General features: G+C 44.9%; 25 protein-coding genes. 17 read left to right on the plus strand and 8 right to left on the minus strand.

Translation table 11 applies throughout. The annotated features are described in order from the left end of the window. Positions 1 to 38: 38 nt before the first annotated feature. The 4 genes from ihfB to pyrF all read left to right on the plus strand — a co-directional run bounded on the left by ihfB (position 39) and on the right by pyrF (position 2735). Complete coding sequence (gene ihfB / locus BTO10_RS11600) at positions 39 to 323, plus strand: integration host factor subunit beta (protein WP_004741980.1); 285 nt, start codon at positions 39 to 41, stop codon at positions 321 to 323. Between the two features lie 129 nt (positions 324 to 452). Beyond that, a complete protein-coding gene (locus tag BTO10_RS11605) occupies positions 453 to 725 on the plus strand; it encodes a LapA family protein (RefSeq protein WP_105024612.1) in 273 nt (90 codons plus the stop codon). 13 nt (positions 726 to 738) lie between these two features. Beyond that, complete coding sequence (gene lapB, locus BTO10_RS11610) at positions 739 to 1914, plus strand: lipopolysaccharide assembly protein LapB (RefSeq protein ID WP_004741982.1); 1176 nt, start codon at positions 739 to 741, stop codon at positions 1912 to 1914. Between the two features lie 125 nt (positions 1915 to 2039). Further along, entirely contained in the window at positions 2040 to 2735 is a 696-nt protein-coding gene (pyrF, locus tag BTO10_RS11615) for an orotidine-5'-phosphate decarboxylase (RefSeq protein WP_105024613.1), read from the plus strand. An 89-nt stretch (positions 2736 to 2824) separates the two neighbouring features. On the opposite strand, the gene miaE is transcribed toward pyrF, so the two are convergent. Beyond that, positions 2825 to 3619, minus strand: a complete 795-nt coding sequence (miaE, locus tag BTO10_RS11620; RefSeq protein WP_284473949.1) for a tRNA isopentenyl-2-thiomethyl-A-37 hydroxylase MiaE — start codon at positions 3617 to 3619, stop codon at positions 2825 to 2827. Positions 3620 to 3725: 106 nt separating this feature from the next. After that, positions 3726 to 4493, minus strand: coding sequence for a hypothetical protein (locus BTO10_RS11625; RefSeq protein ID WP_004741985.1), 768 nt, complete (start codon positions 4491 to 4493; stop codon positions 3726 to 3728). Positions 4494 to 4814: 321 nt separating this feature from the next. Here BTO10_RS11625 and cysB point away from each other — a divergent pair, with 321 nt between their 5' ends. Continuing rightward, on the plus strand, positions 4815 to 5789 hold the full coding sequence (cysB, locus tag BTO10_RS11630) for an HTH-type transcriptional regulator CysB (protein WP_004741986.1): 975 nt from the start codon (positions 4815 to 4817) through the stop codon (positions 5787 to 5789). Positions 5790 to 5938: 149 nt separating this feature from the next. Then, complete coding sequence (locus BTO10_RS11635) at positions 5939 to 7141, plus strand: methyltransferase (RefSeq protein ID WP_105024614.1); 1203 nt, start codon at positions 5939 to 5941, stop codon at positions 7139 to 7141. Between the two features lie 160 nt (positions 7142 to 7301). Here the strand turns inward: BTO10_RS11635 and ald are convergent, their stop codons facing one another. After that, on the minus strand, positions 7302 to 8426 hold the full coding sequence (gene ald, locus BTO10_RS11640) for an alanine dehydrogenase (protein WP_063522332.1): 1125 nt from the start codon (positions 8424 to 8426) through the stop codon (positions 7302 to 7304). A gap of 156 nt (positions 8427 to 8582) precedes the next feature. Here ald and lrp point away from each other — a divergent pair, with 156 nt between their 5' ends. The 6 genes from lrp (at position 8583) to BTO10_RS11670 (ending at position 16483) form a co-directional block, all read left to right on the plus strand. Then, the gene (gene lrp, locus BTO10_RS11645) at positions 8583 to 9077 is read left to right on the plus strand and encodes a leucine-responsive transcriptional regulator Lrp (protein WP_004734558.1); all 495 of its coding nucleotides are present in this window, start codon (positions 8583 to 8585) and stop codon (positions 9075 to 9077) included. Between the two features lie 163 nt (positions 9078 to 9240). After that, the gene (locus tag BTO10_RS11650) at positions 9241 to 12408 is read left to right on the plus strand and encodes a DNA translocase FtsK 4TM domain-containing protein (RefSeq protein WP_105024615.1); all 3168 of its coding nucleotides are present in this window, start codon (positions 9241 to 9243) and stop codon (positions 12406 to 12408) included. Positions 12409 to 12491: 83 nt separating this feature from the next. Next, the gene (lolA, locus tag BTO10_RS11655) at positions 12492 to 13088 is read left to right on the plus strand and encodes an outer membrane lipoprotein chaperone LolA (protein WP_105024616.1); all 597 of its coding nucleotides are present in this window, start codon (positions 12492 to 12494) and stop codon (positions 13086 to 13088) included. Between the two features lie 93 nt (positions 13089 to 13181). Continuing rightward, a complete protein-coding gene (locus BTO10_RS11660; protein WP_102425947.1) occupies positions 13182 to 14531 on the plus strand; it encodes a replication-associated recombination protein A in 1350 nt (449 codons plus the stop codon). Positions 14532 to 14673: 142 nt separating this feature from the next. Further along, on the plus strand, positions 14674 to 15981 hold the full coding sequence (gene serS, locus BTO10_RS11665; RefSeq protein WP_004741995.1) for a serine--tRNA ligase: 1308 nt from the start codon (positions 14674 to 14676) through the stop codon (positions 15979 to 15981). A 235-nt stretch (positions 15982 to 16216) separates the two neighbouring features. Beyond that, positions 16217 to 16483 (plus strand): DksA/TraR family C4-type zinc finger protein, encoded by a 267-nt coding sequence (locus BTO10_RS11670; protein ID WP_004741997.1) that lies wholly within the window; start codon positions 16217 to 16219, stop codon positions 16481 to 16483. A 135-nt stretch (positions 16484 to 16618) separates the two neighbouring features. Here BTO10_RS11670 and bioA read toward each other — a convergent pair whose 3' ends face one another. Next, complete coding sequence (gene bioA, locus BTO10_RS11675; protein ID WP_105024617.1) at positions 16619 to 17896, minus strand: adenosylmethionine--8-amino-7-oxononanoate transaminase; 1278 nt, start codon at positions 17894 to 17896, stop codon at positions 16619 to 16621. Between the two features lie 159 nt (positions 17897 to 18055). Here bioA and bioB point away from each other — a divergent pair, with 159 nt between their 5' ends. From bioB to bioD, 4 genes are read left to right on the plus strand one after another with little or no spacing between them, the layout of a single operon-like run. Further along, positions 18056 to 19108 carry a biotin synthase BioB gene (bioB, locus tag BTO10_RS11680; RefSeq protein WP_105024618.1) on the plus strand — a complete coding sequence of 351 codons (1053 nt, stop codon included), beginning with the start codon at positions 18056 to 18058 and terminating at the stop codon, positions 19106 to 19108. Further along, positions 19095 to 20267 (plus strand): 8-amino-7-oxononanoate synthase, encoded by a 1173-nt coding sequence (gene bioF / locus BTO10_RS11685; RefSeq protein ID WP_105024619.1) that lies wholly within the window; start codon positions 19095 to 19097, stop codon positions 20265 to 20267. The genes bioB and bioF overlap by 14 nt, the downstream gene beginning before the upstream one ends. A gap of 3 nt (positions 20268 to 20270) precedes the next feature. After that, the gene (gene bioC / locus BTO10_RS11690) at positions 20271 to 21074 is read left to right on the plus strand and encodes a malonyl-ACP O-methyltransferase BioC (RefSeq protein ID WP_105024620.1); all 804 of its coding nucleotides are present in this window, start codon (positions 20271 to 20273) and stop codon (positions 21072 to 21074) included. Continuing rightward, positions 21071 to 21754: a dethiobiotin synthase gene (bioD, locus tag BTO10_RS11695; protein WP_004742005.1), complete on the plus strand. Its 684-nt coding sequence runs from the start codon at positions 21071 to 21073 to the stop codon at positions 21752 to 21754. The genes bioC and bioD overlap by 4 nt, the downstream gene beginning before the upstream one ends. 83 nt (positions 21755 to 21837) lie before the next feature. On the opposite strand, the gene BTO10_RS23480 is transcribed toward bioD, so the two are convergent. Beyond that, positions 21838 to 22005: a hypothetical protein gene (locus BTO10_RS23480; RefSeq protein ID WP_004742006.1), complete on the minus strand. Its 168-nt coding sequence runs from the start codon at positions 22003 to 22005 to the stop codon at positions 21838 to 21840. 276 nt (positions 22006 to 22281) lie between these two features. Here BTO10_RS23480 and htpX point away from each other — a divergent pair, with 276 nt between their 5' ends. Beyond that, positions 22282 to 23145 carry a protease HtpX gene (htpX, locus tag BTO10_RS11700; protein WP_032498836.1) on the plus strand — a complete coding sequence of 288 codons (864 nt, stop codon included), beginning with the start codon at positions 22282 to 22284 and terminating at the stop codon, positions 23143 to 23145. 264 nt (positions 23146 to 23409) lie between these two features. Here htpX and purB read toward each other — a convergent pair whose 3' ends face one another. From purB to mnmA, 3 genes are all read right to left on the minus strand, one after another. Continuing rightward, complete coding sequence (purB, locus tag BTO10_RS11705) at positions 23410 to 24780, minus strand: adenylosuccinate lyase (RefSeq protein WP_105024621.1); 1371 nt, start codon at positions 24778 to 24780, stop codon at positions 23410 to 23412. Between the two features lie 144 nt (positions 24781 to 24924). Further along, positions 24925 to 25542, minus strand: a complete 618-nt coding sequence (gene hflD / locus BTO10_RS11710) for a high frequency lysogenization protein HflD (RefSeq protein WP_061031766.1) — start codon at positions 25540 to 25542, stop codon at positions 24925 to 24927. A 43-nt stretch (positions 25543 to 25585) separates the two neighbouring features. Next, a complete protein-coding gene (mnmA, locus tag BTO10_RS11715; protein ID WP_061031765.1) occupies positions 25586 to 26722 on the minus strand; it encodes a tRNA 2-thiouridine(34) synthase MnmA in 1137 nt (378 codons plus the stop codon). Positions 26723 to 26745: the final 23 nt, after the last annotated feature.

Raw genomic sequence — 26745 nt, forward strand, 5'->3', positions numbered from 1 at the left:
GTCTATAATTTCTAAAAAGAAAACCAACGAGGGTAACTATGACTAAGTCTGAATTGATTGAAAGACTGTGCGCTGAGCAAACGCATCTTTCTGCAAAAGAAATTGAAGACGCTGTAAAAGATATTTTAGAGCATATGGCTTCAACACTAGAAAGTGGTGATCGAATCGAAATTCGCGGTTTTGGCAGCTTTTCTCTGCATTATCGTGAGCCTCGTGTTGGACGTAACCCAAAGACTGGTGACAAGGTAGAGTTAGAAGGTAAATACGTTCCTCACTTCAAACCAGGCAAAGAGCTACGTGAACGAGTAAACACAGGAATGTAGTCTACTTATCGGAATTATGAAAAGCGGCATACTATAATGTATGCCGCTTTTTTATGACCATAATATGGTGGTCTGATTAGTAATTTTCCTGCATAATCGTACAGCTAACCAACCAATGAGTGATGAACTATGAAAATTATAAAAATAGTCGCCGTTATCGCACTTTTCCTAATTGCACTGGCTTTAGGCTCTCAAAACCAAACTATCGTGAATTTTAATTACCTGCTAGCACAAGGTGATTTCCACCTTTCCAGCCTACTAGGTATTGTCTTCATTTCAGGCTTTGCTCTTGCTTGTTTAGTCTTTGGTAACATGCACATGCGATCTCAGCTGAAAATTCATCGCTTGAAGAAGCAACTCAATAAGCAAGCAAAGCAGGTCGCTGCTGATACTAAAGCTTAAAAGGCTATATTTGATGTTAGAGTTACTGTTCTTACTTTTGCCGATTGCAGCCGCTTATGGTTGGTATATGGGTAATCGTAATGCTCAGCAAGAAAAACAAAAGCAATCACACCAGATCTCCCGTCAATACGTGACGGGTTTGAACCTATTACTGTCAGATCAATCTGACAAAGCGGTTGATCACTTCATAGAGCTGCTTCAAGTAGACAATGAAACCATCGATACTCACTTGGCCTTGGGCAATCTGTTCCGTTCAAGAGGTGAAGTCGACCGTGCTATTCGCATTCACCAAAATCTCATCTCCCGTTCAGGGCTTACTCTCGACCAGAAAAACCTCGCACTGCAACAATTAGCAAAAGACTATATGGTCTCTGGCTTTCTTGATCGTGCTGAAAAAATCTTTGAGCAGTTGGTTGATGAGCCCGACCACAAAGAGGGTGCTCTGCAGCAGTTAGTTGCAATTTACCAGCAAACTCGAGAGTGGAACAAAGCAATACATTACGGAAATATCCTAGTAAAGCTAGGTAAGAAGAAAATGAAGATGCGTGCTACGGTTGCGCATTTTTGGTGTGAACTTGCAATGCAAGAACAAGCCGATGGTAATCGCTCTAAAGCACTAGCGCATTTTAAGAAGGCGTTATCTGAAGACCCTAAGTGTGTGCGTGCGAGCATCGCTTTGGGTAAATTCCACTTAGCGAATGAAGATTACCAAAAGACGATTGATTGTCTTGAGGCTGTTCTTGAGCAAGATATCGATTTTATCAGTGAGGTGTTACCGACCCTTTCTGAGTGCTACCACAAACTTGGACACGAAGCTCAGTTAGTTGAATTCCTTAAAGCTTGTATCCAGAAGAAAGCTGGTGTGTCGGCTGAATTGATGCTGGCGCAGTTAGTCGCTCATCATGAAGATATTGGTTCTGCTCAAGAGTTACTGACTAAGCAACTCGTGAAAAACCCAACCATGAAAGGTTTCTATCGATTGATCGATTACCACCTAGCAGAAGCAGAAGAAGGTCGAGCAAAAGAAAGCTTAACCACGCTACAATCTATGGTTGGTGAACAGCTTAAGGTTAAGCCTCATTACCGTTGTCGTCAGTGTGGGTTCTCAACACACTCAATGTATTGGCACTGCCCTTCATGTAAAGGGTGGGGGACGATCAAGCCTATTCGTGGGCTAGATGGTGAATAGATTTGTGGTCATTCAAGACCAAATTATTAATTGCAGCTTTCGGGCTGCATTTTTATGACTGTTATATACCGCCTGCATAGGTGGGAAAATATTTTTTAAGAAAGTTAACTGCGTTAGGAGATGAAATGAACGACCAAAAAATCATTGTAGCTTTGGATTATGACAACCAAGCAGATGCGTTAGCCTTTGTTGACCGTATTGATCCAGCATCTTGCCGCCTAAAAGTGGGTAAAGAGATGTTTACCCTGTTTGGTCCTGAATTTGTTCGTGAATTACATAAACGTGGTTTCTCAGTATTCTTGGATCTTAAATTCCACGATATCCCGAACACATGTTCAAAAGCAGTACGCGCAGCCGCTGAGCTGGGTGTATGGATGGTGAACGTGCACGCAAGTGGTGGCGAACGCATGATGACGGCTTCACGCGAAATCTTGGAACCTTATGGTAAAGATCGTCCATTACTGATTGGTGTAACAGTACTAACGAGCATGGAGCAATGGGACTTAGCTGGTATCGGTTTAGATCTTGAGCCACAACAGCAAGTAATGCGTTTGGCTTCTTTAACTAAAAACTCAGGTCTTGACGGTGTCGTGTGTTCAGCACAAGAGGCTTCTTTATTGAAAGGTGCTCTTGGCCAGGAGTTCAAACTGGTGACTCCTGGCATTCGCCCTGTAGGTGCCGATGTTGGTGACCAGAAGCGCATCATGACGCCTTCTAAAGCGATTGAATCAGGTTCTGACTACCTAGTTATTGGTCGTCCAATTACTCAGGCTGTAGACCCTGCAGCTGTGCTTGCTGAAATTAACGGCACACTAGCTTAACTTTCTCTTATAGCTAGCGTGAAACAAATAAAAAGGCCAGCAATTAGCTGGCCTTCTTTGTTTGGGTTGGAGCGTACTTTCTTAGCGGATTATACTGGTGCGCCACTATGGAATTTAAAGTCGCTGTCGTCTGAGGTAATCAGATCTGCTTCCACTTGAGCGAAATGGGCAATACGCTCTGAGATATCTTTGCCAGCGATTTGCTCGGCCAACTCAAGGTAATCTTGGTAGTGACGAGCCTCTGAACGAAGTAGAGATACGTAAAACTTCTCCATGTCTTCTTCTAAGAAAGGCGCTAATTTAGCAAAACGCTCACAAGAACGTGCTTCGATAAAGGCACCGATGATCAGTTTGTCGACTAGAGCATCTGGTTCGTATGTTTTTACTTGTTTGATTAGCCCTTTAGCGTAACGACCTGCTTCAATTGGTTGGTAAGTCACGCCTTTCTTCTCCATCAGTTCCATTACTTGATAGAAATGGTGGAGTTCTTCTTTAATCAACAACACCATCTTATCGATAAGGTCAGCGCCGTAATTACAGCCTTCTTTTGCTGTGATCTGTTTTGAAACGTTGCTCTTGCCACGAAGTGACTCTAAATCACCGATGCGACGGTAGGCAAATTGCTCGTATGGCAGGATCCATTCATTCAGTTGTTTAGCGCTTTCTTTATCTACCGCGTATTTACGGATAAGGAATAAAGCGCTTTGCGCTGCTTTAAGTTCACACAGCATGTGATCGCGCAAAATGATGTGAAGGTTTTCAGGCTTTTTGGCTTCATCGATCCATGAATCTGGCGTTTCAGCTTTTAGAAAAGAGTGGATTGGAGCGAGTAGTTCTTGATACATGGTCGGAGCAGGTTTGTTGATAATGCGGGAGTTTATCACAGCTAATCAGATCTCCCTATATCGAGAAAGGAAATTCGTTGGCGATAAAAAAGGCCACCTTAGATATCTAAAGGTGGCCTTCTCAATCGTTTGAATTAAGCAGCAGTTACCACTTTTTCTTCTGACCGAATAGCGCGTCCATATCGTCTTCGCGCTCTTTTGATTCCATCTGCTGTAAATCGTGTGCGTTTTTGTCTTGGCGTTTTTGGTCAAGGTCATTCAGCATCTGCTGAAGCTTTTCTTTTGCTCTCATTGAGTATGCGTCATTCTTGGTTGCTAATGCATCAATACCTTTACGAAGCAGTTGAATAGCGGTACCTGGTTGACCGCGTGAAATTGAATCGTTGGCACGTTTAATCACGTTCTCAATGTTGATTCGAATCTGAATAGTCTCTAAACGTGCGTTTTCTACCACGTAAGCTTGGGTTTCAAAGCGGCCTTTGTTGTGCTCGTTGCGAACCGTATCGCGCAGGCGCTTAACCAGTTTGAGCATCATGATTGCTTGTTTATCGCTGCTTGGAACTCTAAAGACCGTGCTTTCGCCACCTTGGTAGTTCTCTTTAAGCTGAGTGATTTGCTGTTTTACGCTTTCAATACGCTGGGCAAGCTGCTTATTTTTTGGGTCGAGCTGATACATGTTCTCTAATGCATCGAGAATTCGATTATTTAAGCACACAAGAAGATCTTGGCTAAACGGCATGTGGTGCGCGTTGCCAATCAGCTCTTCGGTTCCATCAATAATGGTTAAATAACGAGAAGCTTCCTGTTTCTTCGCTGTTTCTACCTTAACTTTGTACTGAAGCATGATGTTGTAACCTAATACCAACACCAAAAGAATCGCGACTAAGGCAATAATTAAACCAGGGTTATTCATATATTTATGTCTGCTTATGTTTTCTTGAGCTAACTAGAGAGGATACACGATTCCATGATGTATCGGCACTCGTAAAATGCAATTTCTGATTATCTCTTGTTGAACACAATCGGCAATCAAAACTTGCCAACTAATGTATGGGAATGAGGGCTGGGTTGCAAAGCTGTAGTGATGTTTTTGTTTGTTAATCGAGAAAAACTCAATTTTTCTGTCTTTTTAGTGCTTGAAGCGTTATAACTAATAATTATATTACACGAGACTAGAATGCTCCCTTTGCAAATAAGTTAGCACAGAAATGAGTAAAGGATTACGAGGTTAGATATGAAGTTACAGCAACTGAAGTACATTGTTGAGGTTGTAAACCATAACCTAAATGTTTCTGCGACAGCGGAGAGTTTATACACTTCTCAGCCTGGCATCAGTAAACAAGTTAGATTGCTGGAAGATGAGTTGGGTATCCAGATCTTTGAGCGAAGCGGCAAGCATCTGACTCAGGTTACTCAAGCTGGTGAGGATATCATTCGTATCTCTCAGGAGATTCTAGCTCGCGTTGAAAGCATTAAAGCCGTAGCAGGTGAGCATACTCATCCAGAGATGGGCACATTGAATATTTCGACGACCCATACTCAAGCACGTTATGCTCTGCCTGATGTTATTAAAGGTTTCACAGCACGTTACCCTAAAGTGTCGCTTCATATGCACCAAGGTACGCCAAGCCAAATGTCTGAGGCGGTAGCCAAAGGAACAGCAAACTTCGCGATCGCGACAGAAGCGCTTCACCTTTACCAAGACGCGATCATGCTGCCTTGTTACCACTGGAACCGTTCTATCGTGGTCACAAAAGATCACCCGCTAGCTCAAAAGCAGAATATCACTATTGAGGATCTGGCGGCCTACTCTCTGGTCACATACGTCTTCGGCTTTACAGGTCGTTCTGAGCTGGATACCGCATTTAACAAAGTGGGTCTAACACCACGCGTTGTATTTACTGCAACGGATGCCGATGTAATCAAAACTTACGTTCGTATGGGCATTGGTGTTGGTGTGATTGCGAGCATGGCGATTGACCATGAACAAGATACCGATTTGGTTGCGATTGATGCGAGCCACCTATTTGGTGCGAGCACAACCAGCATTGGCTTTAGAAAAGGTACGTTCCTGCGTTCTTACATGTTTGATTTCATGGAGCGCTTTGCACCTCACTTAACTCGTCCAGTGGTAGAGCAAGCTATCTCTTTGAAATCAAATGAAGAAATCGAAGAGATGTTTAAAGATATCGAGCTTCCAGTTCGTTAATCACAACATACAAAACTAGATTCTTAATCGGCCTGTATTTACAGGCCGTTTTTCTTTTTGGCATTTAGCGTTCACCTTTCGTTCTCTTTACCTCGAGCCTTTTCATTTACGCCGGTTACCCCTACAATCCACGCACCTTAGGGGGAAGCATGCATTCACGATTTAAAATACTCGACTCATTTTTGCTTGAGCACCAAGTTTATTGGCGTTCTGAGCCTTTTCACCTATGCCAAACACAGCAGCAGCCATGGCAAGACATTAACTCGCCGCTTGTTGACTGGCTAAATAGCTTAACGACTGAAAATATTCAGACGCTAAAAGAGCAGCCTGATTTGTTGATTACTGAGCTCGGTCGTTTTCTGCCACAGCTTGCGCAGGCTCACCAAAGTACTCAATTTACTAATACAGATCTCAAAGGTCTTCAGCTTCCTAGAGGGACTGAAGACGGCATTCCTGGAAGAAAGTTGCAGCAAATCGTATCTATGGGTGAAGCGGCGCTTGAGCATCACCACGGTGAAGAATGGTTGGAGTGGTGTTCTGGTAAAGGGTTCCTAGGACGAATTTTGTCTCAGCAATCGAGCCAAAAGGTGACCAGTTTTGAATGGCAACAATCATTGTGTGAAAGTGGCCAAAAAATTGCGGATGCACAACGTCTAGAAATGACCTTTGTGCAAGGTGATGCGTTTTCTGAAAGGGCAGACGAGGTATTTAATCCAAATCAACATGCGGTCGCACTACATGCCTGTGGTGATCTTCATGTCGGGTTAGTTAAAAAGTCCGTGTCGCATGGGCTTCCTGCGGTGACTATATCTCCTTGTTGTTATCACCTTATTCGTGACGAAAACTACCAACCGATGTCATCAGTGGCAAAGGCCTCTGCTTTAACATTGAGCAAGAGTGATTTACGAATCCCACTGCAAGAAACCGTCACTGGTGGCGAGAGGGTTAAACGTCATCGTCAATTGGAGATGAGCTATCGCCTAGGCTTCAGCCAGTTACTTAAGGCTGAGGTGGGAATTGATGAATACATTCCTGTGCCGAGTATCAAAAAATCAGAGCTAGCTGAAGGGTTTGAGTCGTTCTGCCGTTGGGCTTGTGAAGTGAAGGAATTGTCGCTTGGTTCTAATGTCGATTTTGACTCTTATCTAGTGCAAGGCGAAGCACTTTTCTGGGAGATGGAAAAGTTAAGCCTAGTTCAGCAGGTTTTCAGACGCCCATTAGAGATATGGCTCGCATTAGACCGAGCAATTTACTTAAACGAACAAGGCTATGAAGCAACCATAGAAGAGTTTTGCGAACGTAGCGTCACCCCCAGAAACCTGTTGATTCATGGTGTTAAGAGCGACCGATAAACGGTGCGGCTACTAGAAAGTGTGCTTCTCACAGTTTTCGAATATGAGTGTTACAGAGACAAAAAAGCCAGTTCGACATAATCGGACTGGCTTTTTCATGTGTATGATTCAACTGAGCGCCTCAACGAGAAAATTTGACGCTCAGTGAGTCATGACATCATTAGTTGAACATCGCGATAGCTTCAGCTGGATCTACGTATTCTAGGTCAAAGCTCTCTGCAACTTCTTTACAAGTCACTTTACCGTGAATCACGTTAAGACCCTCTAGGAAGCCTTTGTCTGATAGAAGTGCTTCGCGGTAACCTTTGTTCGCTAGCTTAACAATGTAAGGAAGTGTTGCATTGTTTAGTGCGTAAGTAGAAGTGCGAGCAACAGCACCAGGCATGTTTGCAACACAGTAGTGAACCACGTCATCAACGATGTAAGTTGGTTCTGCGTGAGTTGTCGCGTGAGACGTTTCGAAACAACCACCTTGGTCGATTGCAACGTCAACAACTGCTGAACCTGGTTTCATCTTAGCGATGTGCTCTTTTGTAACCAGTTTAGGCGCTGCTGCACCTGGGATCAGTACTGCACCAATCACTAGGTCTGCTTCTAGAACATGTTTCTCGATAGCGTCTTCAGTAGAATAAACCACTTTTGCGCGACCTTGGAACTCTTCGTCAAGGCGACGAAGTGTGTCTACGTTACGGTCAAGAATCGTTACGTCAGCGCGAAGGCCAACAGCCATACGTGCTGCGTTAGCACCTACAACACCGCCGCCAACAACAACAACTTTCGCAGGTTCAACACCTGGAACGCCGCCTAGAAGAAGACCACAACCACCGTTAGATTTCTCTAAAGTTTGTGCACCTGCTTGAATAGACATGCGACCAGCTACTTCAGACATTGGTGCTAATAGTGGCAAGCGACCCATATTATCTGTTACAGTCTCATAGGCTACGCAGACAGCTTTGCTCTTGATAAGCTCTTCAGTTTGTGGAAAATCTGGTGCAAGGTGTAAATAAGTAAATAATATTTGCCCTTCGCGAAGCATAGCTCGCTCGACAGCTTGAGGTTCTTTAACCTTTACAATCATCTCTGCTTTCGCGAAAACGTCAGCAGCAGTAGGAAGAATGGATGCGCCTACAGCGATGTAATCATCGTCTGAAAAACCGATACCAGTACCGGCATTGGTTTCAACAAAAACTTGGTGGCCGTGTGAGATTAGTTCTCTCACGCTAGCTGGGGTCATACCAACGCGGTATTCGTGGTTTTTGATTTCCTTAGGTACGCCAATGATCATCCTGACTCCTCATTTTATTTTGGTTGTTTTATCTATGTGTAGGGTAATTCTGTCGAATTAATATCTAGTATAGATATGTTCAGATAAAATTTGATACTGAATATTAAAAAGTTGTAGTATATTTTTTTGCAAGGAAGTAATAAGGTGGAATAAAAAATGGCAGACAATTATAAGAAGCCGTCCAAGGAACTAGATCGTATTGACCGCAACATTCTTAATGAGTTGCAAAAAGACGGTCGTATCTCGAACGTTGAACTCTCAAAACGAGTAGGACTTTCTCCGACTCCGTGTCTTGAACGTGTTCGTCGTTTAGAACGTCAAGGTTACATTACTGGGTACACAGCGTTGCTGAACCCACAGTACCTTGATGCTTCACTTTTGGTGTTTGTTGAAATCACATTGAACCGCGGTGCGCCAGATGTGTTCGAACAATTCAACACCGCTGTGCAGAAACTGGATGACATCCAAGAGTGTCATTTAGTGTCAGGTGACTTTGACTATCTTCTAAAAACACGTGTATCTGATATGGGTGCTTACCGTAAGCTACTGGGTGACACGTTACTCCGTCTACCGGGCGTAAACGACACTCGAACTTACGTGGTAATGGAAGAAGTGAAACAGACCAATCAACTTGTGATTAAAACTCGTTAGTCATAATTGGTGAAATGAAAGAAAGCGGACATTTGTTCCGCTTTCTTGCTTTCTGGAATTGGGTTTTTTGGTTTGATATGGTTAAATCAACAGTAGTTTCATTGAAACGGGCGGCCTGTGCCGCTCGCTATGTTTTTATCCCGTTTAATTATTAAGTTGGTTTATGTTCAAGCAGAGCAGTAATAAAGTAGAAACAATCATGAAAACGAGTGAAGAGCCCCAGTCTTCTCGTTTGAATGGTTCTCAACGCCTTAAAGAGTGCAGCCTGATATTGGGTGTTCTTTTCTCTATTCTACTTGCCGTTGCGTTATTAACCTTTAGCCCAGCCGATCCTTCATGGTCGCAAACCGCGTGGGGTGGTGACATTCAAAACGCAGGTGGCTATCTAGGTGCATGGCTAGCAGATACGCTTTTCTTTGTGTTTGGCTCTCTGGCTTATCCACTGCCTATCTTAGTGACTGTTGCAGCTTGGGTCTTATTCCGTAAGCGTAATGAAGACGAACAGATCGATTTTATGTTGTGGGGCACCCGTTTACTCGGCTTAACGGTACTTATCCTGACCAGCTGTGGTTTGGCAGACATTAACTTCGATGATATCTGGTACTTCTCGTCAGGCGGCGTGGTTGGCGACGTTTTAACAAGCCTTGCACTGCCAACGCTGAATATTCTGGGTAGTACGCTTGTGCTTCTTTTCCTTTGGGGTGCAGGCTTTACGCTTTTAACCGGTATCTCTTGGTTGAGAATTGTGGAATGGCTAGGTGAAGGTGCGATTAAGCTCTTTACTTCAGCGGTCAATAAAGCACGTGGTCAAGACCAAGAATTGCTTGAGCCAGAATTGAAAGAGTCGGCAGACCGGGATCCTCTACAAGAGAGCCGTCAGCAGCCAATCTACAATGAAGATGTTATTGAAGAGTCTAGTGCGGCATCGGAAGTTCTCGATCCTGCAATGAGCTTCTCAGCGACCAATGAACCTTCTGATACTGCTCATAGAGTATCTGGTGAAGGCGCAGAAGAAAAACGTCATTACAATATTCATATGCCTGCGGAAGCGCCGGCTAAGCTGCAGGCCCCGGTTTCTCGAGAGCCCGTTTCTCGAGTGACTCAACCCGTTGTTGCTCCTCAGCCAGAAAAACCAATTTCTGCCGCCCCTGTTTATCAAGCGCCACAAGAGCCATTGGAAGAGGGCGTCGAGCGTTCTAAGCAGTTGAATGCGACGATAGAGCAGCTAGAAAGTGCTGCAATGTATGAAGATGATCTTGCAGAACAAGATCAGACAGATGCACATGAATCTCAAGCTGCTTACCAGCAATACATGCAGCAAGAACAGGAATCAGTTAGTGCTGCTGAGCCTATCGTGGAAGAGAGCGTAGAAACAGCTCGTGATGAACAATATGTACAACCAGAGATTGAAAATGAAGCTCAAGCGTCTTCAGAATTTGATGCTGACGACGTTCAACCTGAGTCTTTGTATGCCTCACCTATAGGTGAACCAGAAGCTGATACTCAAGATGATTTCTCAGCGCACAGTGCACCATTTGATGTGCCTGAAGAGCAAGGATACGAGCAGCCTTCTGAATTTGATTCTGAAACAGTAGAGAGTGATATCGAAGAACAACCTGAATCATTCTCTTATCAGCAAGAGCAAACAGCGCAACCTGCCGGTGCGGATGAAGAGCAGGCGATTGACCTTCCTTGGGAAGAAGTAACGGAAGATGAAGATCTGAATCAGGATAAAGACGTTGCGGCCTTCCAGAATATTGTTTCTGAAGCTCAAGCGAATATGGCAGCTGCACAAAACCCATTCTTGGTTCAGCAGGAAGTTAACTTGCCGAAACCGGCAGAGCCGCTACCGACACTGGATCTATTGTTCCACCCAGAGAAGCGTGAAACATTCATCGACCGCGATGCACTAGAAGCGATCGCTCGTTTGGTTGAATCCAAGCTAGCTGACTACAAGATTAAAGCGGATGTTGTTGATATCTTCCCTGGTCCAGTAATTACACGCTTCGAGTTAGATTTGGCTCCAGGTGTGAAAGTAAGCCGTATTTCTGGCCTTTCTATGGACTTGGCTCGTTCATTGTCTGCATTAGCAGTGCGTGTTGTTGAAGTAATCCCGGGTAAACCTTATGTCGGCTTAGAGCTGCCAAACATGAGTCGTCAAACCGTATTCTTCTCAGACGTAGTGAGCAGCGAGCAGTTCCAAGAAGCGAAGTCGCCAACGACGGTGGTATTAGGACAAGACATTGCAGGTGAGGCTGTGATTGCAGACCTAGCTAAGATGCCACACGTTCTGGTTGCTGGTACTACAGGTTCTGGTAAATCGGTGGGTGTGAACGTAATGATCTTGAGTATGCTGTATAAGGCATCGCCTGAAGACGTTCGCTTCATCATGATTGACCCGAAAATGCTTGAGCTTTCTGTATATGAGGGTATTCCTCATCTACTAACTGAAGTGGTTACCGACATGAAAGATGCGTCGAATGCGCTTCGCTGGTGTGTTGGTGAAATGGAACGTCGTTATAAGCTGATGTCAGCGTTGGGCGTACGTAACATTAAAGGCTACAACGACAAGCTTAAGATGGCTGCCGATGCAGGTCACCCAATCCACGATCCATTGTGGAAACCGGGTGATAGCATGGACCCAGAAGCGCCATTGCTCGAGAAGCTGCCATACATTGTGGTTATCGTCGATGAATTTGCTGACTTAATCATGGTAGTGGGTAAGAAAGTAGAAGAACTGATTGCCCGCTTGGCACAAAAAGCGCGTGCAGCTGGTGTTCACTTGATTCTTGCAACTCAGCGCCCATCTGTAGATGTGATTACAGGTCTGATTAAAGCCAACATTCCAACGCGTGTTGCCTTTACCGTATCAACTAAGACTGACTCTCGAACGATTCTTGACCAAGGTGGTGCAGAATCGCTGCTTGGTATGGGTGATATGCTTTACTTACCGCCAGGTTCTAGCCATACAATCCGTGTTCATGGTGCGTTTGCATCGGATGATGATGTACACGCAGTGGTAAACAACTGGAAAGCACGTGGTAAACCAAACTACATAGATGAAATCACCAATGGTGAGCAAACGCCTGAAACCTTGCTTCCGGGTGAGAAGATGGAAGGTGATGAAGAGGTTGATCCTCTGTTTGATCAAGTAGTCGAGCACGTTGTTCATTCTCGTCGCGGTTCAGTTTCTGGTGTACAACGTCGATTCAAGATCGGTTACAACCGAGCGGCACGAATTGTTGAGCAGCTTGAGGCGCAAGGCATTGTAAGTGCTCCGGGTCATAACGGTAACCGAGAAGTCTTGGCTCCAGCGCCGCCGAAAGAGTAATCACTTAATTGTGTAGATAGGAACTCAACCCTTAATAATCGGTCATAGTTTTATGACCGATTTACCTTGTAACAGGACTATTAATGAAAAAAGTATTCGCACTTTTATTTATGAGCTTCTCAGTGTTTGCTTCTCCGAAAGAAGAGTTGAGTAGCCGCTTGGCATTGAACGCAGGGTTTAGTGCTGATTTTAAACAAGTGGTCACAAGCCCTGAAGGTGATGTTGTAATGGAAGGTGAAGGCACGGTTGAAATTGCACGTCCAAGCTTATTCCGTTGGGAAACCACTTTCCCTGATGAAAACCTATTGGTCTCTGATGGGCAGAGTTTGTGGTATTACAGCCCGTTCATTGAGCAAGTCAGTATTTACTGGCAAGAGCAAGCGACATCGCAAACGCCTTTTGTACTACTGACTCGCAACCAAGAAAGCGATTGGGATAACTACAACGTGGCGCAATCGGGTAACCAATTTACATTAACACCAACGGCAGTTGACTCTAATCAGGGCGACTTCCAGATTAACATCAATGAAAAAGGCATTGTTCAGGGCTTTAATGTGATTGAACAAGACGGTCAAAAAGGCGAGTTTACCTTCAGCAATGTAAACCTGGGTAAACCAGCAGCAGACCGCTTTACTTTTGTAGCACCGGAAGGTGTCGAGGTCGACGACCAAAGAAATTGATCGAAACAAGCCGATCGTTTGGTAGTACGTCGATAGGGTTGATGGATATTGTTTCCATCAGCTCGATGCCATCAAATAATCAAGAGATTGCAATTGAGTAATTACAGCTTAGATTTTGCAGGGGACGAAGATTTTCGTCCCCTTGCTGCTCGTATGAGACCAGAAACTGTAGAACAGTACATCGGTCAGCAGCACATATTAGGTCCAGGTAAACCCCTTCGTAGAGCCCTTGAAGCGGGCCATATCCACTCGATGATTTTGTGGGGGCCTCCTGGCACCGGTAAAACCACGCTCGCAGAAGTCGCCGCCAATTATGCTAATGCAGAAGTGGAGCGTGTCTCTGCCGTGACATCTGGCGTGAAAGACATTCGCATCGCTATTGAAAAAGCGCGTGAAAACAAGCAAGCAGGACGTAGAACTATCTTGTTTGTGGATGAGGTCCATCGCTTTAACAAAAGCCAGCAAGATGCGTTTCTGCCTCATATTGAGGACGGTACGGTTACCTTCATTGGTGCGACGACCGAAAACCCTTCTTTCGAGTTAAACAACGCTCTGTTATCTCGTGCGCGAGTGTATAAGCTGACTTCTCTTAATACCGATGATATTGCGACGGTAATTCGCCAAGCGATTGAAGATAAGCAGCGTGGCCTTGGTGATGTTCCTGCACACTTTGCTGATAATGTTTTGGATCGCTTAGCTGAGTTAGTGAACGGTGATGCACGAATGTCGCTCAACTATCTTGAGCTGCTGTACGACATGGCTGAAGACAACGACAAAGGCGAGAAGTCGATAACCTTACAGCTGCTTGCTGAAGTCGCAGGTGAGAAAGTCGCTCGCTTTGATAATAAGGGTGATATTTGGTACGACCTAATATCCGCGGTTCATAAGTCGATACGTGGTTCAAAACCTGATGCAGCCTTGTACTGGTCGGCTCGAATGATTGCAGCCGGGTGTGACCCGCTTTATATCGTTAGGCGCTTATTGGCGATAGCTTCAGAAGATATTGGCAACGCCGACCCTCGTGCCATGCAGGTTGCGATGTCTGCTTGGGACTGCTTTACACGCATTGGCCCTGCAGAAGGTGAACGCGCGATTGCACAGGCGGTTGTTTATTTAGCGTGTGCACCAAAGAGTAATGCGGTTTATACGGCTTGGAAGCAAGCGTTAACCGATGCTCACAATCTTCCTGAGTACGAAGTGCCTCATCATTTGCGAAATGCACCAACAACCTTGATGAAGGACATGGGCTACGGACAAGAATACCGTTATGCTCATGACGAACCAGGAGCCTACGCGGCGGGTGAAAAGTACTTGCCTCCTGAAATGGGAGAGAAGCAATACTATTTCCCAACAAAACGAGGCTTAGAGACCAAAATTGGCGAGAAGCTAGATTATCTGGCGGATTTGGACGCAAAAAGCCCACAAAAACGCTATGAAAAGTAGTCTTTTTTGGATATCGTTACCTAGTCATAAAATTTAAATTAAATCGTTACAAATTGGTCGAAATAGCACCAGTTTTAGGGGTTTAGCAGTGATTCAGTAGCAAATTACTGAATATTCAAATAACTAAAGCATAGGATTAGCAATGCTGGATTCTAAATTACTTCGAGCTGAGCTGGATGAAACAGCGGCAAAATTAGCACGTCGAGGCTTCGCCCTTGATGTAGAGACAATTCGTGAACTTGAAGAAAAACGTAAGTCCCTTCAGATGAAAACTGAAGAGCTACAAGCGTTACGTAACTCTCGATCGAAGTCCATTGGTCAAGCGAAAGCAAAAGGCGACCATGAAGAAGCTGAGCGTATCCTTGCTGAAGTAGGCAACTTAGGCGCAGAACTAGACCAAGCTAAAGCAGCATTGGCTGAGCTTCAATCTGATCTAGAAACGATCACTATGTCTATTCCAAACCTGCCAGACGAGTCTGTGCCAGAAGGTAAAGACGAAGATGATAACGTTGAAGTTTCTCGTTGGGGTCAACCTAAGACTTACGACTTCGAAGTAAAGGATCACGTTGATCTTGGCGAAATGTCTGGCGGTCTTGATTTTGCTAGCGCAGTCAAAATCTCTGGTTCTCGTTTCATCGTGATGAAAGGCAAATTTGCACGTCTACACCGTGCGATTGCTCAGTTCATGTTGGACCTTCACACTGATGAGCACGGCTACACAGAAATGTACGTACCGTACCTAGTGAACCACGATAGCCTATACGGCACGGGTCAACTTCCTAAGTTTGGCGAAGACTTGTTCCACACAAGCCCGTTAACTGAGCAAGTAAGTGATGTTCCTCTTAAGACGCTATCACTTATCCCTACTGCGGAAGTACCGGTAACAAACATGGTTCGCGATACCATTACAGACGAAGCTGAACTGCCACTTAAGATGACAGCTCACACTCCATGTTTCCGTTCTGAAGCGGGCTCTTACGGTCGTGACACTCGTGGTCTTATCCGTATGCACCAATTCGACAAAGTTGAACTAGTACAAATCACTAAGCCAGAAGACTCAATGGCAGCTCTTGAAGAGCTAACAGGTCACGCTGAGAAAGTACTTCAACTTCTAGAGCTTCCTTACCGTAAAGTGGTTCTATGTACTGGTGACATGGGCTTCGGTGCTGCGAAAACTTACGACTTAGAAGTATGGGTTCCAGCACAAGAGACTTACCGAGAAATCTCTTCTTGTTCAAACATGTGGGATTTCCAAGCTCGTCGTATGCAAGCTCGTTTCCGTCGTAAAGGCGAGAAGAAACCTGAACTTGTGCACACACTAAACGGTTCTGGTCTTGCTGTTGGTCGTACTATGGTTGCGATTCTTGAGAACAACCAAGAAGCAGATGGCCGTATTGCTATCCCAGCAGTACTTCAGCCATACATGGGCGGCGTAACGCACATTGGCTAATCGTTTTACGATGTAGTGAGTACATAAAATATTGAAAACCCGGCCTATTGGCTGGGTTTTTTATTATCTGAAAAATAAATCGATGCATTCCTTAACTACATTTATTTAATTACTATTACCAATTTGTAATAGTATTTTGTTATTTGTGGTTATTATTACTTAATTGATATCCGGCTATAATGTCCTCTTACCGCGGTAGGTAAAGATTTTCTCGTTTATGTATAGAGGAGGGCTTATGGCCGTAGGATGGGCTGGAGATGACAGCGTCAGCCAGCAAATACAAAACACCATCGATGATGAGATCTCTCGTGTAAGAGGAAACCTTCGAGGTGGTGAGAGTTTGCGTTATTGTGATGAGTGTGGCGACGAGATACCAGAAAAAAGACGACTCGCGATAAAAGGCGTTCGTTTGTGTATCGAATGTCAGTCATTATTAGAGCACGACGCACATCGACATTCATTGTTTAACCGTCGAGCAAGTAAAGATAGTCAATTACGTTAAACTGACGGATATCTTCAAAATAGATAAGGCCTTACTTTTATGTAAGGCCTTTTAGTTTTATTAAATTATTTATTACTGAAGATATACGGAAATAATCACCGCTCTTGTTCAGAACAATAACGCATTATTTAATGGCTATTTAAAGCAATGAGTATTTTGTAATGCAGTGTCGATAGCAGCGACCAATTTTTCGATATGTTGTGGTTCGCTAATAAACGGAGGCATCATATAAATTAACCTTCCGAATGGACGAATCCAAACACCTTGCTCGACAAAGTGAGCCTGTATAGTTTCCATTTCGACTGGCGAGTGGGTCTCTACGACGCCAATAGCGCCTAACCAACGAACGTCTTTAACCCTTTCATGTTTGAGCAACGGTGGCAGTAACTCTGAGAAGAGCTGTTCAATTTGTAGAGTTTGATTTTGCCAGTGGCCTTGCTCTATTAGGGATAAACTCGCGGCCCCAACGGCACAAGCTAATGGGTTACCCATAAACGTTGGGCCGTGCATGAAGCAACCGGCTTCACCTCCACATACGGTGTCCGCGACTTCTTTGCTTGCCAGTGTTGCGGAAAGCGTCATGTAACCACCAGTCAGCGCTTTGCCGACACACAAAATATCCGGTTGTATATCTGCATGTTCGCAGGCAAACAATTTACCTGTGCGGCCAAAACCGGTCGCAATCTCATCCAAAATTAACAGCACGTTAAACTCGTCACAAAGCAAGCGAACTTGTTTCAAGAACTCAGGGTGGTAAATACGCATACCGCCAGCGCCTTGAACAATCGGTTCTAAAATCACGGCGGCGACTTCTTCATGGTGTGCGGATAGCTTTTCATGAAAACTATCAATGTCACTTGGGTTCCACTCATCCCAAAAGCCGGTCTTTGGTGAGCCAGCGAAAATATGCTCAGGTAAAAAGCCCTTATAAAGACTGTGCATTGAGTTATCGGGGTCTGTCACTGACATCGCAGCGAACGTGTCACCATGATAACCATCTCTCAGCGTTAAGAATTTAGAGCGAGGCTGTCCTTTCGCATGCCAAAACTGAAGTGCCATTTTTAGGCTCACTTCTACCGCAACTGAGCCCGAATCAGCCAAAAATACGTGTTCAAGATTGTCTGGTGCTAGCTTAAGAAGTTTCTTACATAAATCGATAGCGGGCTGGTGGGTGATGCCACCAAACATCACGTGTGAAACCTTATCGATTTGGTTATGCGCGGCTTCATTTAAGACCGGATGATTGTATCCGTGGATCGTTGACCACCAAGAGGACATGCCATCAATAATTCGATTTCCGCCCTCTAGTTCTAGGTAAACGCCGTCTGCATTGGTAATAGGATAGCAGGTCAGAGGTGTTAACGTTGACGTATAGGGGTGCCAGATATGCTGGCGATCAAAGGCAAGATCCATAACGATTTCCGTTCTTGTTGTGGTTGGTAAATAATCAGATGTAAACTTTTGTTATTATCAATGTGTTGACAGTCTAAAGCTTGTCGGTAGACTAGCCAAGCATAAATGCAATCTCTAGTGATGGAGATGCGACATCAAATAATAAAAAAGGATCGACACGTGGAAGTTCGTCATGACTGGACAGTCGCTGAAGTAAAGGCACTGCTTGAAAAACCATTTATGGATTTAATGTTTGAAGCACAACTGGTTCACAGACAGTACCAAGAGCACAACCACGTGCAGGTGAGTACGCTGTTATCGATCAAAACAGGTGCTTGTCCTGAAGATTGTAAATACTGCCCTCAAAGCGCTCACTATCGAACTGACGTTGATAAAGAGCGCTTGATGGAAGTTGAGCGCGTATTGGATGCCGCACAAAAAGCTAAGAATGCGGGCTCAACACGTTTTTGTATGGGCGCAGCATGGAAGAACCCGAAAGCGCGCGATATGCCACACCTCACCGATATGATTAAAGGTGTGAAAGGTATGGGACTAGAAACCTGTATGACACTTGGCATGCTAACGCCAGAGCAAGCAGGTGAGTTAGCCGATGCAGGATTGGATTACTACAACCACAACCTTGATACCTCTCCAGAGTTTTATGGAAGCATTATCACCACTCGTACCTATCAAGATCGTCTAGATACCTTATCTCACGTTCGTGATGCCGGTATGAAGATCTGTTCGGGCGGTATCATTGGTATGGGCGAAAGCACTAATGACCGTGCGGGCTTGCTGGTTGAACTGGCTAACCTTCCGGTACACCCAGAGAGTGTGCCAATCAACATGCTAGTAAAAGTGAAAGGCACACCGATGGAAAACGTCGATGACGTTGAGTCTTTCGACTTTATTAAATTGATCGCGATCGCTCGCATCATGATGCCTAAGTCTGCGGTTCGTTTATCTGCTGGTCGTGAGAACATGAACGAACAGATGCAAGCGATGTGCTTCATGGCTGGTGCAAACTCTATCTTCTACGGCTGTAAGCTACTGACGACACCAAACCCAGATGAAGATACAGATATGCAGCTGTTCAAGAAGTTGGGTATCAACAGCCAAGAAGTGTCTCAAAAGCCTGATGAAATTCAAGAAAACGAACTGTTAGATCAAGTGGTGGAGCGTGTTGTGGCTCGCCCTACGAAAGATGACATGTTCTACGATGCCACGGTTTAAATCTCGCATTAAAGAAGCCCTTGTTCATCGTCATGAGCAAGGGTTAACTCGTCAACTCAAGGTGCTTGAAAACAGTAATGGTCCGTTGCTTAGTAGTGAAGGTTCATACTTCATAAACTTTTCGAGCAATGACTATTTGGGACTGGCCAACGATCCTGAGTTGGTCGAAGCATGGCAAAACGGGTTGTCTCAGTATGGTGCTGGCAGTGCAGCGTCGCCATTAGTCACCGGGTTTAGCTCAGCTCATCGAAACCTAGAAGCTCAATTGTGTGAGTGGCTTGGCTTTGAGCGTGCCATTCTTTTCAGTTCAGGATTCAGCGCGAATCAAGCCTTGTTGTTTTCTCTGCTCGAGAAGGACGACGTTTTGCTACAAGACAAGCTCAATCACGCCTCTCTGATGGAAGCGGGTGTGCTTTCTCCTGCCACAACGAAACGCTTTAAGCACAACGATGTGCAGCATCTTGAGTCGTTACTAAGCCGTTCTCCACAATCCTTGGTTGTGACGGAGGGCGTGTTCAGCATGGATGGTGACCAAGCGCCCCTCGAAGATATCGCTAGCCTTACCAATGAATACGACAGTTGGTTGGCGGTTGATGATGCTCATGGGATCGGTGTATTAGGCGACAGAGGGGCAGGTAGCTGCAATGCTGTGCAAATCACACCCAATATTTTGGTGGTGACTTTTGGTAAAGCATTTGGTCTTTCCGGTGCTGCAATTCTATGTTCATCAGAGGGGGGGGATTACTTAACCCAGTTTGCACGTCATCATGTGTATTCGACGGCAATGCCGCCCTCACAGGCTTTCGCTTTGTCCCATGCGTGTCAGATGATTCAAACCCAAGATTGGCGCAGAGAAAAACTGATTGAGCTAGGTGGTATCTATGCGGAACAGATGAAAGGTATACAAGGCTTTGTTGATACCAAGACTCCTATTAAGCCATTTGTGATAGGCGAAGCGCAGACGGCATTATCGATAGCAGAAGAGTTAAAGCGCAATCAGATATGGGTAACGGCTATAAGACCGCCAACCGTTCAGGCTGGGACGGCTCGTTTGCGAATTACATTAACCGCCAATCACACTCAAAAGCAGGTTAACCAATTGAGCCGTTCGTTGCTTCAAGCTATCGAATTGAGCTGTGCATTAAAGGGAGAGGTTTAGCAAATGTCACAGGAAGCAGTAGTGCATGAATACCTAGGCCAAGATAAAAGTGCGATTGCCGAAGCGTTTGGTAAAGCGGCAACTACCTATGACAAACATGCTGAGTTTCAGCGTGATGTGGGCCACCGTTTACTGGATAAGCTACCAAGCGATCTTTCTGGTCTTAAGGTACTCGACCTCGGTTGTGGAACGGGCTATTTCTCAGAACAGTTGTTGAGTCGCGGTGCTGAAGTGATTTGTGCCGATCTCTCTCTTGGAATGCTAAAGAAGGCTAAGCAGCGCTGTGGTTCTGCTGTCTCTTTATATCAACAAGCTGATGCCGAACAATTGCCGTTTGCCAATGGAAGCTTTGATATTGTTTTCTCGAGCTTGGCGTTGCAATGGTGTGATGATTTATCATCGCCGTTGAAGGAGATGAAGCGTGTTACGGCGGCTAATGGGCAAGTCATCTTCTCAACTTTGCTTGATGGATCACTGTTTGAGCTAGAAAAGTCATGGTCCAAAATTGACTCACATCAACACGTTAACCATTTTATTACAATCAATCAGGTAAAAATTGCGTTAGCGCAATCTAGCTGTACGGCTCATCAACTAGACTTGCCCACCATCACCGTTTGGTACGACACTGCGTTTGAACTGATGCGAGACCTTAAAGGCATTGGCGCTAATCACGTAAGTGGTCGCTCACAAGGTTTGACAAGTCGTCGTATGTTGCAGCTTGTTGAACGGGAATATCGAGAGTTTAAAAACCATCAAGGTTTCTTACCAGCAACATATCAAGTTTGTTTAGGGGTTATTCAATTATGATTGATGCAGTATTCATTGCAGGTACGGATACCGAAGTGGGAAAGACTGTGGTTTCAAAAGCGATTCTTCAAGCTTTGGCCGCACAAGATTTATCAACAATTGGTTATAAGCCAGTTGCTGCAGGGTGTGAAAAGTACCCTGAAGGGTTACGTAATAGCGACGCGCTACATCTTCAAGAAGCAGCGACACAAGATATTGCTTATGAAGATGTTAACCCGTACGCATTGCTACTACCTTCATCCCCTCACATTGCAGCTAAGCATGACGGTGTGGTGATTGAAGAAGAAGTGCTATCGGCTAAGCTAGCTGAACATAAGCAGAACTCTGACATCGTTTTGGTGGAAGGCGCTGGTGGGTGGCGAGTACCTGTTTCAGACGATGAGTATCTGTCTAGCTGGGTTAAAAAAGAACAGCTTCCAGTGGTTCTGACGGTAGGTATTAAGCTAGGCTGCTTGAGCCACGCTCTTTTAACTGCAGAAGCGATTCGTGCTGACGGCTTAAACCTAGTCGGTTGGGTAGCTAACCGCATTAATCCTGGTACTGAGCATTACGCGGATATTATTGCGATGCTTGAAGACAAGCTAGGTGCGCCAAAACTGGGTGAGATCCCTTACGTACCAAAAGCTAAGTCTAAGAACATTGGTAAGTACATCGATGTTCAGCCATTGCTTGCACTGTAATTAGTGACTAGGGCACAGAATAAGAAAAGGGCTGCGATTGCAGCCCTTTTGCTATTTAAGCCTTTATAGAGTCAAGCAAGGGATTAGTGCTCTTTAGTCAGCCCCATTAGTGCTTGCTGTGTCTCTGTGATGTTTTTTTGAGCTGATTCTGGCGTAAGAATACCGATCTGTTTTTTCGCTTCTTCTTCAGTAATCCCTAGGTGACAGCACAGTAAATCGATAGCCATTTGAGTGTTAGTACCTTCAACCATGATCCTTTCCTTTTGTTACATGAACTAGCCAATACATTAATTGACTGACACTCTAAACGGATCGTTAGAGGTAGACCATACTACTTAGGTCTAATGGACGAGTGCGAATTGCGCTACTCCCGTAATCAAATGTTTCAATTTAATGCTTAACCTTGTTTTCTTAATCTAAGACTATATGTATAAGTAAGTATAAGTCGTCAAGGTTGGAATCAATTGCTGTCTGCCTTGTCTATAACAATAAGTTTGATAAAAACAGCTTTCATGCGGAGATAAGTAATGAAGCGAGTAATGTTGTTCCTTGCAACCAACCTTGCGGTTGTATTGGTTCTAAGTGTTGTTCTTAATATTGTATACGCAGTCACAGGTATGCAACCAGGTAGCCTCTCAGGCTTACTGGTGATGGCTGCGGTATTCGGTTTCGGCGGCTCATTCATCTCACTAATGATGTCAAAGAAAATGGCACTTCGTTCTGTTGGCGGTATGGTTATTGAAAGCCCGCGTAACGAAACAGAACATTGGTTGATGGAGACGGTAAGCCGTCAATCTCAACAGGTTGGTATTGGTATGCCGACAGTGGCGATCTATGACTCGCCAGACATCAACGCATTTGCGACAGGCGCTAAGCGTGACGATTCACTGGTCGCGGTATCAACTGGTTTGCTACACAACATGACGCGTGATGAAGCTGAAGCGGTACTGGCTCACGAAGTTAGTCACATCGCAAACGGCGACATGGTGACAATGACGCTGATGCAAGGTGTCGTGAACACGTTCGTTATTTTCCTATCTCGTTTCATTGCCAACATTGTGGCATCGAATGACAACGAGGAAGAAGGTGGCAGCAACATGATGGTGTACTTCGGTGTGTCTATGGTGCTGGAATTGGTATTCGGTTTCCTAGCGAGCTTCATCACCATGTGGTACAGCCGCCATCGTGAGTTCCATGCTGATGCAGGTGCTGCTCACTTAGTGGGTAAAGAGAAGATGATTGCTGCTCTAGAGCGTCTGAAGGTGAGCCACGAGCCACAATTAGAAGGTTCTATGATGGCATTTGGTATCAACGGTAAGCGTTCTCTAACAGAGCTTCTAATGAGCCACCCACCGCTAGATAAGCGTATCGCGTCTCTACGTAACATGTAATCTCTAACACAATGAGAGAATATGAAAGGCTTCCTTCGGGAGGCCTTTTTTGATCTTGGCGTTAAAGATAATAAGTGTGAGACATGAGGTATGAGGTGCAGTTGTCGCTAGGTAGTTAAATCGAATGAGTAAGGGACGAGTAGATCAATTGGAGAAGGCTTGGTGTTCTATGTTGACGATTCTTTTGGCGATAGATTTAGTTCCGCGCAATAAAAAGGCTTCCACATAGGAAGCCTTTTCATATCATCTAATTCGAAACTCGAATTACAGCTTGTCAGTTAGCTCGATAGCTTGACCGATGTAGTTCGCTGGAGTCATCTCTTTTAGACGAACTTTCTCGTCTTCAGGGATCTCTAGACCGTCGATGAATGCACGCATGCCTTCGCCATCTACACGCTTACCACGAGTTAGCTCTTTAAGCTTCTCGTATGGCTTCTCGATGCCGTAACGACGCATTACTGTTTGTACTGGTTCAGCTAGAACTTCCCAGTTCTTGTCTAGTTCAGCAAGTAGTGCTTCGCGGTTAACTTCTAGCTTGCTAATACCTTTCAGAGTTGAAGTGTATGCAATGATAGCGTAGCCAACACCAACACCTAGGTTACGAAGAACCGTAGAGTCAGTTAGGTCACGTTGCCAGCGAGAAACTGGAAGTTTTTGCGCTAGGTGGCCGAATACAGCGTTAGCTAGACCAAGGTTGCCTTCTGAGTTTTCGAAGTCAATTGGGTTAACTTTGTGCGGCATTGTAGATGAGCCGATTTCACCAGCAATCGTTTTCTGCTTGAAGTGGCCAAGAGCAATGTAGCCCCAAACGTCACGGTCGAAGTCTAGAAGGATAGTGTTGAAACGAGCAATCGCGTCGAATAGCTCAGCGATGTAATCGTGAGGTTCGATTTGAGTTGTGTACGGGTTCCAAGTTACACCAAGAGACTCAGTGATGAACTCTTCAGAGAACTGGTGCCAATCTACTTCTGGGTATGCAGAAAGGTGTGCGTTGTAGTTACCAACAGCACCGTTGATTTTCGCTAGGATCTCAACGTTTTCGATTTGCTTGTATTGACGTTCCATACGGTACGCAACGTTAGCCATCTCTTTACCCATAGTAGAAGGAGAAGCCGGCTGACCGTGTGTACGAGATAGAAGAGGAATGTCGCGGTATTCGCTCGCAAGTGCTTTGATTGCGTCGATTACGTTGCGGATTTCTGGAAGAACAACTTCGTCACGAGCTTCTTTAAGCATAAGCGCGTGAGACGTGTTGTTGATGTCTTCAGAAGTACATGCAAAGTGGATGAATTCGTTTACAGCGTGAAGCTCAGGAACGCCAGCTACTTTCTCTTTCAAGAAGTACTCAACCGCTTTTACGTCGTGGTTTGTTGTGCGCTCGATCTCTTTGATACGTAGAGCATCTTCTTCGCTGAAGTTAGCGGCTAGTTCATCAAGAAACTGGTTAGCTTCTGCACTGAACGCTGGTACTTCTTTGATTGCATCAGTAGCTGCAAGCTTTTGTAACCAACGAATTTCAACGATAGAGCGGTACTTTAGTAGACCAAACTCACTAAAGATGCTGCGTAATGCAATAGTCTTACTTCCGTAACGGCCGTCTACTGGTGAAACAGCAGTCAATGCTGACAGTTCCATGGTGTTCTCCTGAATTGAGTTTTCTAAATTTTGAGAGGTTTATACCAGTAACAATCTCAATTGTCACGCACATTGCGCAAACGTTTGCGTGAGAGTTGTGTTGATACAAAAAAACAAGCTCGCGACGAGGCGCGAGCTAATAAGTTACATTCGAGCTAATAGGATTTGAGCCTGCTCGATCATCTTCTTGCGACCGAAGATAAGGTGACGACGTTTGCCGCCAACTTGACGCCATAGAACAGCACTTCGAATCCCTGAGAGTAGTAGGGCGCGAACCTTGTGTTGGCTCGAGGTTTGTTGAAGTACCGCTGGTGTACCAGAAACCTGAATACGAGGGCCGATTGGGCTTACAACATCAAGATAGATGCTCGCTAGGTTGCTGATCATTTGTTCATCAAACAAGTCGAAATGTTCACTCTGGCGCTCTGCTGTTTGAATGCGGTCACCAAGCTGAGACATAGAATCGTTGCGAGATGATAGCTTACGTTCAAGCGCCATTAAGCTGATGATGTAACGAGTAATATCGCTACCAGCAGGAGTACTATCGATACCTTTTACTAGGCACTCAAGCCCAAGTTTTAGGTTAGCTTCACGCCCAAAAACACCCACAGTGTTCGCTGGGTTAGTGTTCAAAATAGCACTGAGTGAAGCTTCGAAGGCATCTTTATCACAATGGCCGTCTTTCGCTACTTGTTGAACCAAAGCCACAGCTTGGCAAATTCCGGCGAAAGCAATAGTACGGTCATAAAGTGTATTAGCCACGTAGTAACTCCTAGTTGTCTTCTATCGTTTGTCGTTCGATCAGTTAGATGCGTTTTTCGATGATACCACCACCAAGACATACGTCATCTTGGTAGAATACTGCAGATTGACCTGGGGTCACTGCGATTTGTGGCTCGTCAAAAATAACCTTAATGTTCTCGTCATCAATTGGGATGATTGTACAAGGAATATCGGTTTGACGGTAACGTGTTTTTACCGTGCATGTCATAACTTCAGTAATTGGTGTGCGATTTACCCAATGAAGCTGAGAAGCGATCAAACCTTCTGATTTTAGAAGTGGGTGATCCTTACCTTGTACGGCAATCAGAACATTACGTTTAAGGTCTTTTTCGCCAACAAACCAAGGGTCTTCGTTACCGCCACCGCCTTTGGTGCCACCAATGTGAAGGCCTTTACGCTGACCCAATGTGTGGTACATCAGACCGTTGTGCTTACCAATCACTTTACCTTCTGGTGTTTCGATATCACCTGGTTGTGCTGGTAGGTATTTGCCAAGGAACTCTGTGAACTTACGCTCACCGATAAAACAGATACCTGTCGAATCTTTCTTCTTCGCGGTGATTAAGTCTTGCTCTTCAGCAATGCGTCGAACTTCAGGCTTCTCTAGTTCACCAACTGGGAATAGGCTGCGCGCAACTTGATCTGAGCTTAGTGTGTAAAGGAAGTAGCTTTGGTCTTTGTTGCTGTCTAGACCGCGTAGCATTTCTGGTTTAACGCCAGCCTCTAGTTCTTCTTGAGTCGGGAAAGTACGACGAACATAGTGACCCATCGCAATGTAGTCTGCGTCTAGTACTTCATCGGCAAACTCTAAGAATGCTTTGAATTTGATTTCTTTGTTACAAAGAATATCTGGGTTAGGCGTACGGCCTGCTTTGTATTCCGCAAGGAAGTATTCAAATACGTTGTCCCAGTATTCTGCAGCAAAGTTGATAGTGTGAAGGTGGATACCTAGTTTGTCACATACCGCTTGAGCATCAGCAAGATCTTCAGCTGCTGTGCAGTATTCTTCGTTATCGTCTTCTTCCCAGTTTTTCATGAAAAGGCCTTCTACCTGATAGCCTTGTTGCTGAAGAAGATACGCCGATACTGACGAATCTACACCGCCGGACATACCGACAATTACTTTCTTTTCGCTGTTTCCAGAGCTGATATCTGACATGTCTAAACACCGTTACTATTACT

Origin of the sequence: Vibrio chagasii, assembly GCF_002954585.1 — a bacterium.
GTDB classification, from domain to species: Bacteria; Pseudomonadota; Gammaproteobacteria; order Enterobacterales; family Vibrionaceae; genus Vibrio; species Vibrio chagasii_A.

Coding starts and splice junctions, on each gene's coding strand:
- ihfB (WP_004741980.1), top strand. CDS start 39: ATGACTAAGTCTGAATTGATTGAAAGACTGTGCGCTGAGCAAACGCAT.
- BTO10_RS11605 (WP_105024612.1), top strand. CDS start 453: ATGAAAATTATAAAAATAGTCGCCGTTATCGCACTTTTCCTAATTGCA.
- lapB (WP_004741982.1), top strand. CDS start 739: ATGTTAGAGTTACTGTTCTTACTTTTGCCGATTGCAGCCGCTTATGGT.
- pyrF (WP_105024613.1), top strand. CDS start 2,040: ATGAACGACCAAAAAATCATTGTAGCTTTGGATTATGACAACCAAGCA.
- BTO10_RS11625 (WP_004741985.1), bottom strand. CDS start 4,493: ATGAATAACCCTGGTTTAATTATTGCCTTAGTCGCGATTCTTTTGGTG.
- cysB (WP_004741986.1), top strand. CDS start 4,815: ATGAAGTTACAGCAACTGAAGTACATTGTTGAGGTTGTAAACCATAAC.
- BTO10_RS11635 (WP_105024614.1), top strand. CDS start 5,939: ATGCATTCACGATTTAAAATACTCGACTCATTTTTGCTTGAGCACCAA.
- ald (WP_063522332.1), bottom strand. CDS start 8,426: ATGATCATTGGCGTACCTAAGGAAATCAAAAACCACGAATACCGCGTT.
- lrp (WP_004734558.1), top strand. CDS start 8,583: ATGGCAGACAATTATAAGAAGCCGTCCAAGGAACTAGATCGTATTGAC.
- BTO10_RS11650 (WP_105024615.1), top strand. CDS start 9,241: ATGTTCAAGCAGAGCAGTAATAAAGTAGAAACAATCATGAAAACGAGT.
- lolA (WP_105024616.1), top strand. CDS start 12,492: ATGAAAAAAGTATTCGCACTTTTATTTATGAGCTTCTCAGTGTTTGCT.
- serS (WP_004741995.1), top strand. CDS start 14,674: ATGCTGGATTCTAAATTACTTCGAGCTGAGCTGGATGAAACAGCGGCA.
- BTO10_RS11670 (WP_004741997.1), top strand. CDS start 16,217: ATGGCCGTAGGATGGGCTGGAGATGACAGCGTCAGCCAGCAAATACAA.
- bioA (WP_105024617.1), bottom strand. CDS start 17,896: ATGGATCTTGCCTTTGATCGCCAGCATATCTGGCACCCCTATACGTCA.
- bioF (WP_105024619.1), top strand. CDS start 19,095: ATGCCACGGTTTAAATCTCGCATTAAAGAAGCCCTTGTTCATCGTCAT.
- bioC (WP_105024620.1), top strand. CDS start 20,271: ATGTCACAGGAAGCAGTAGTGCATGAATACCTAGGCCAAGATAAAAGT.
- bioD (WP_004742005.1), top strand. CDS start 21,071: ATGATTGATGCAGTATTCATTGCAGGTACGGATACCGAAGTGGGAAAG.
- BTO10_RS23480 (WP_004742006.1), bottom strand. CDS start 22,005: ATGGTTGAAGGTACTAACACTCAAATGGCTATCGATTTACTGTGCTGT.
- htpX (WP_032498836.1), top strand. CDS start 22,282: ATGAAGCGAGTAATGTTGTTCCTTGCAACCAACCTTGCGGTTGTATTG.
- purB (WP_105024621.1), bottom strand. CDS start 24,780: ATGGAACTGTCAGCATTGACTGCTGTTTCACCAGTAGACGGCCGTTAC.
- mnmA (WP_061031765.1), bottom strand. CDS start 26,722: ATGTCAGATATCAGCTCTGGAAACAGCGAAAAGAAAGTAATTGTCGGT.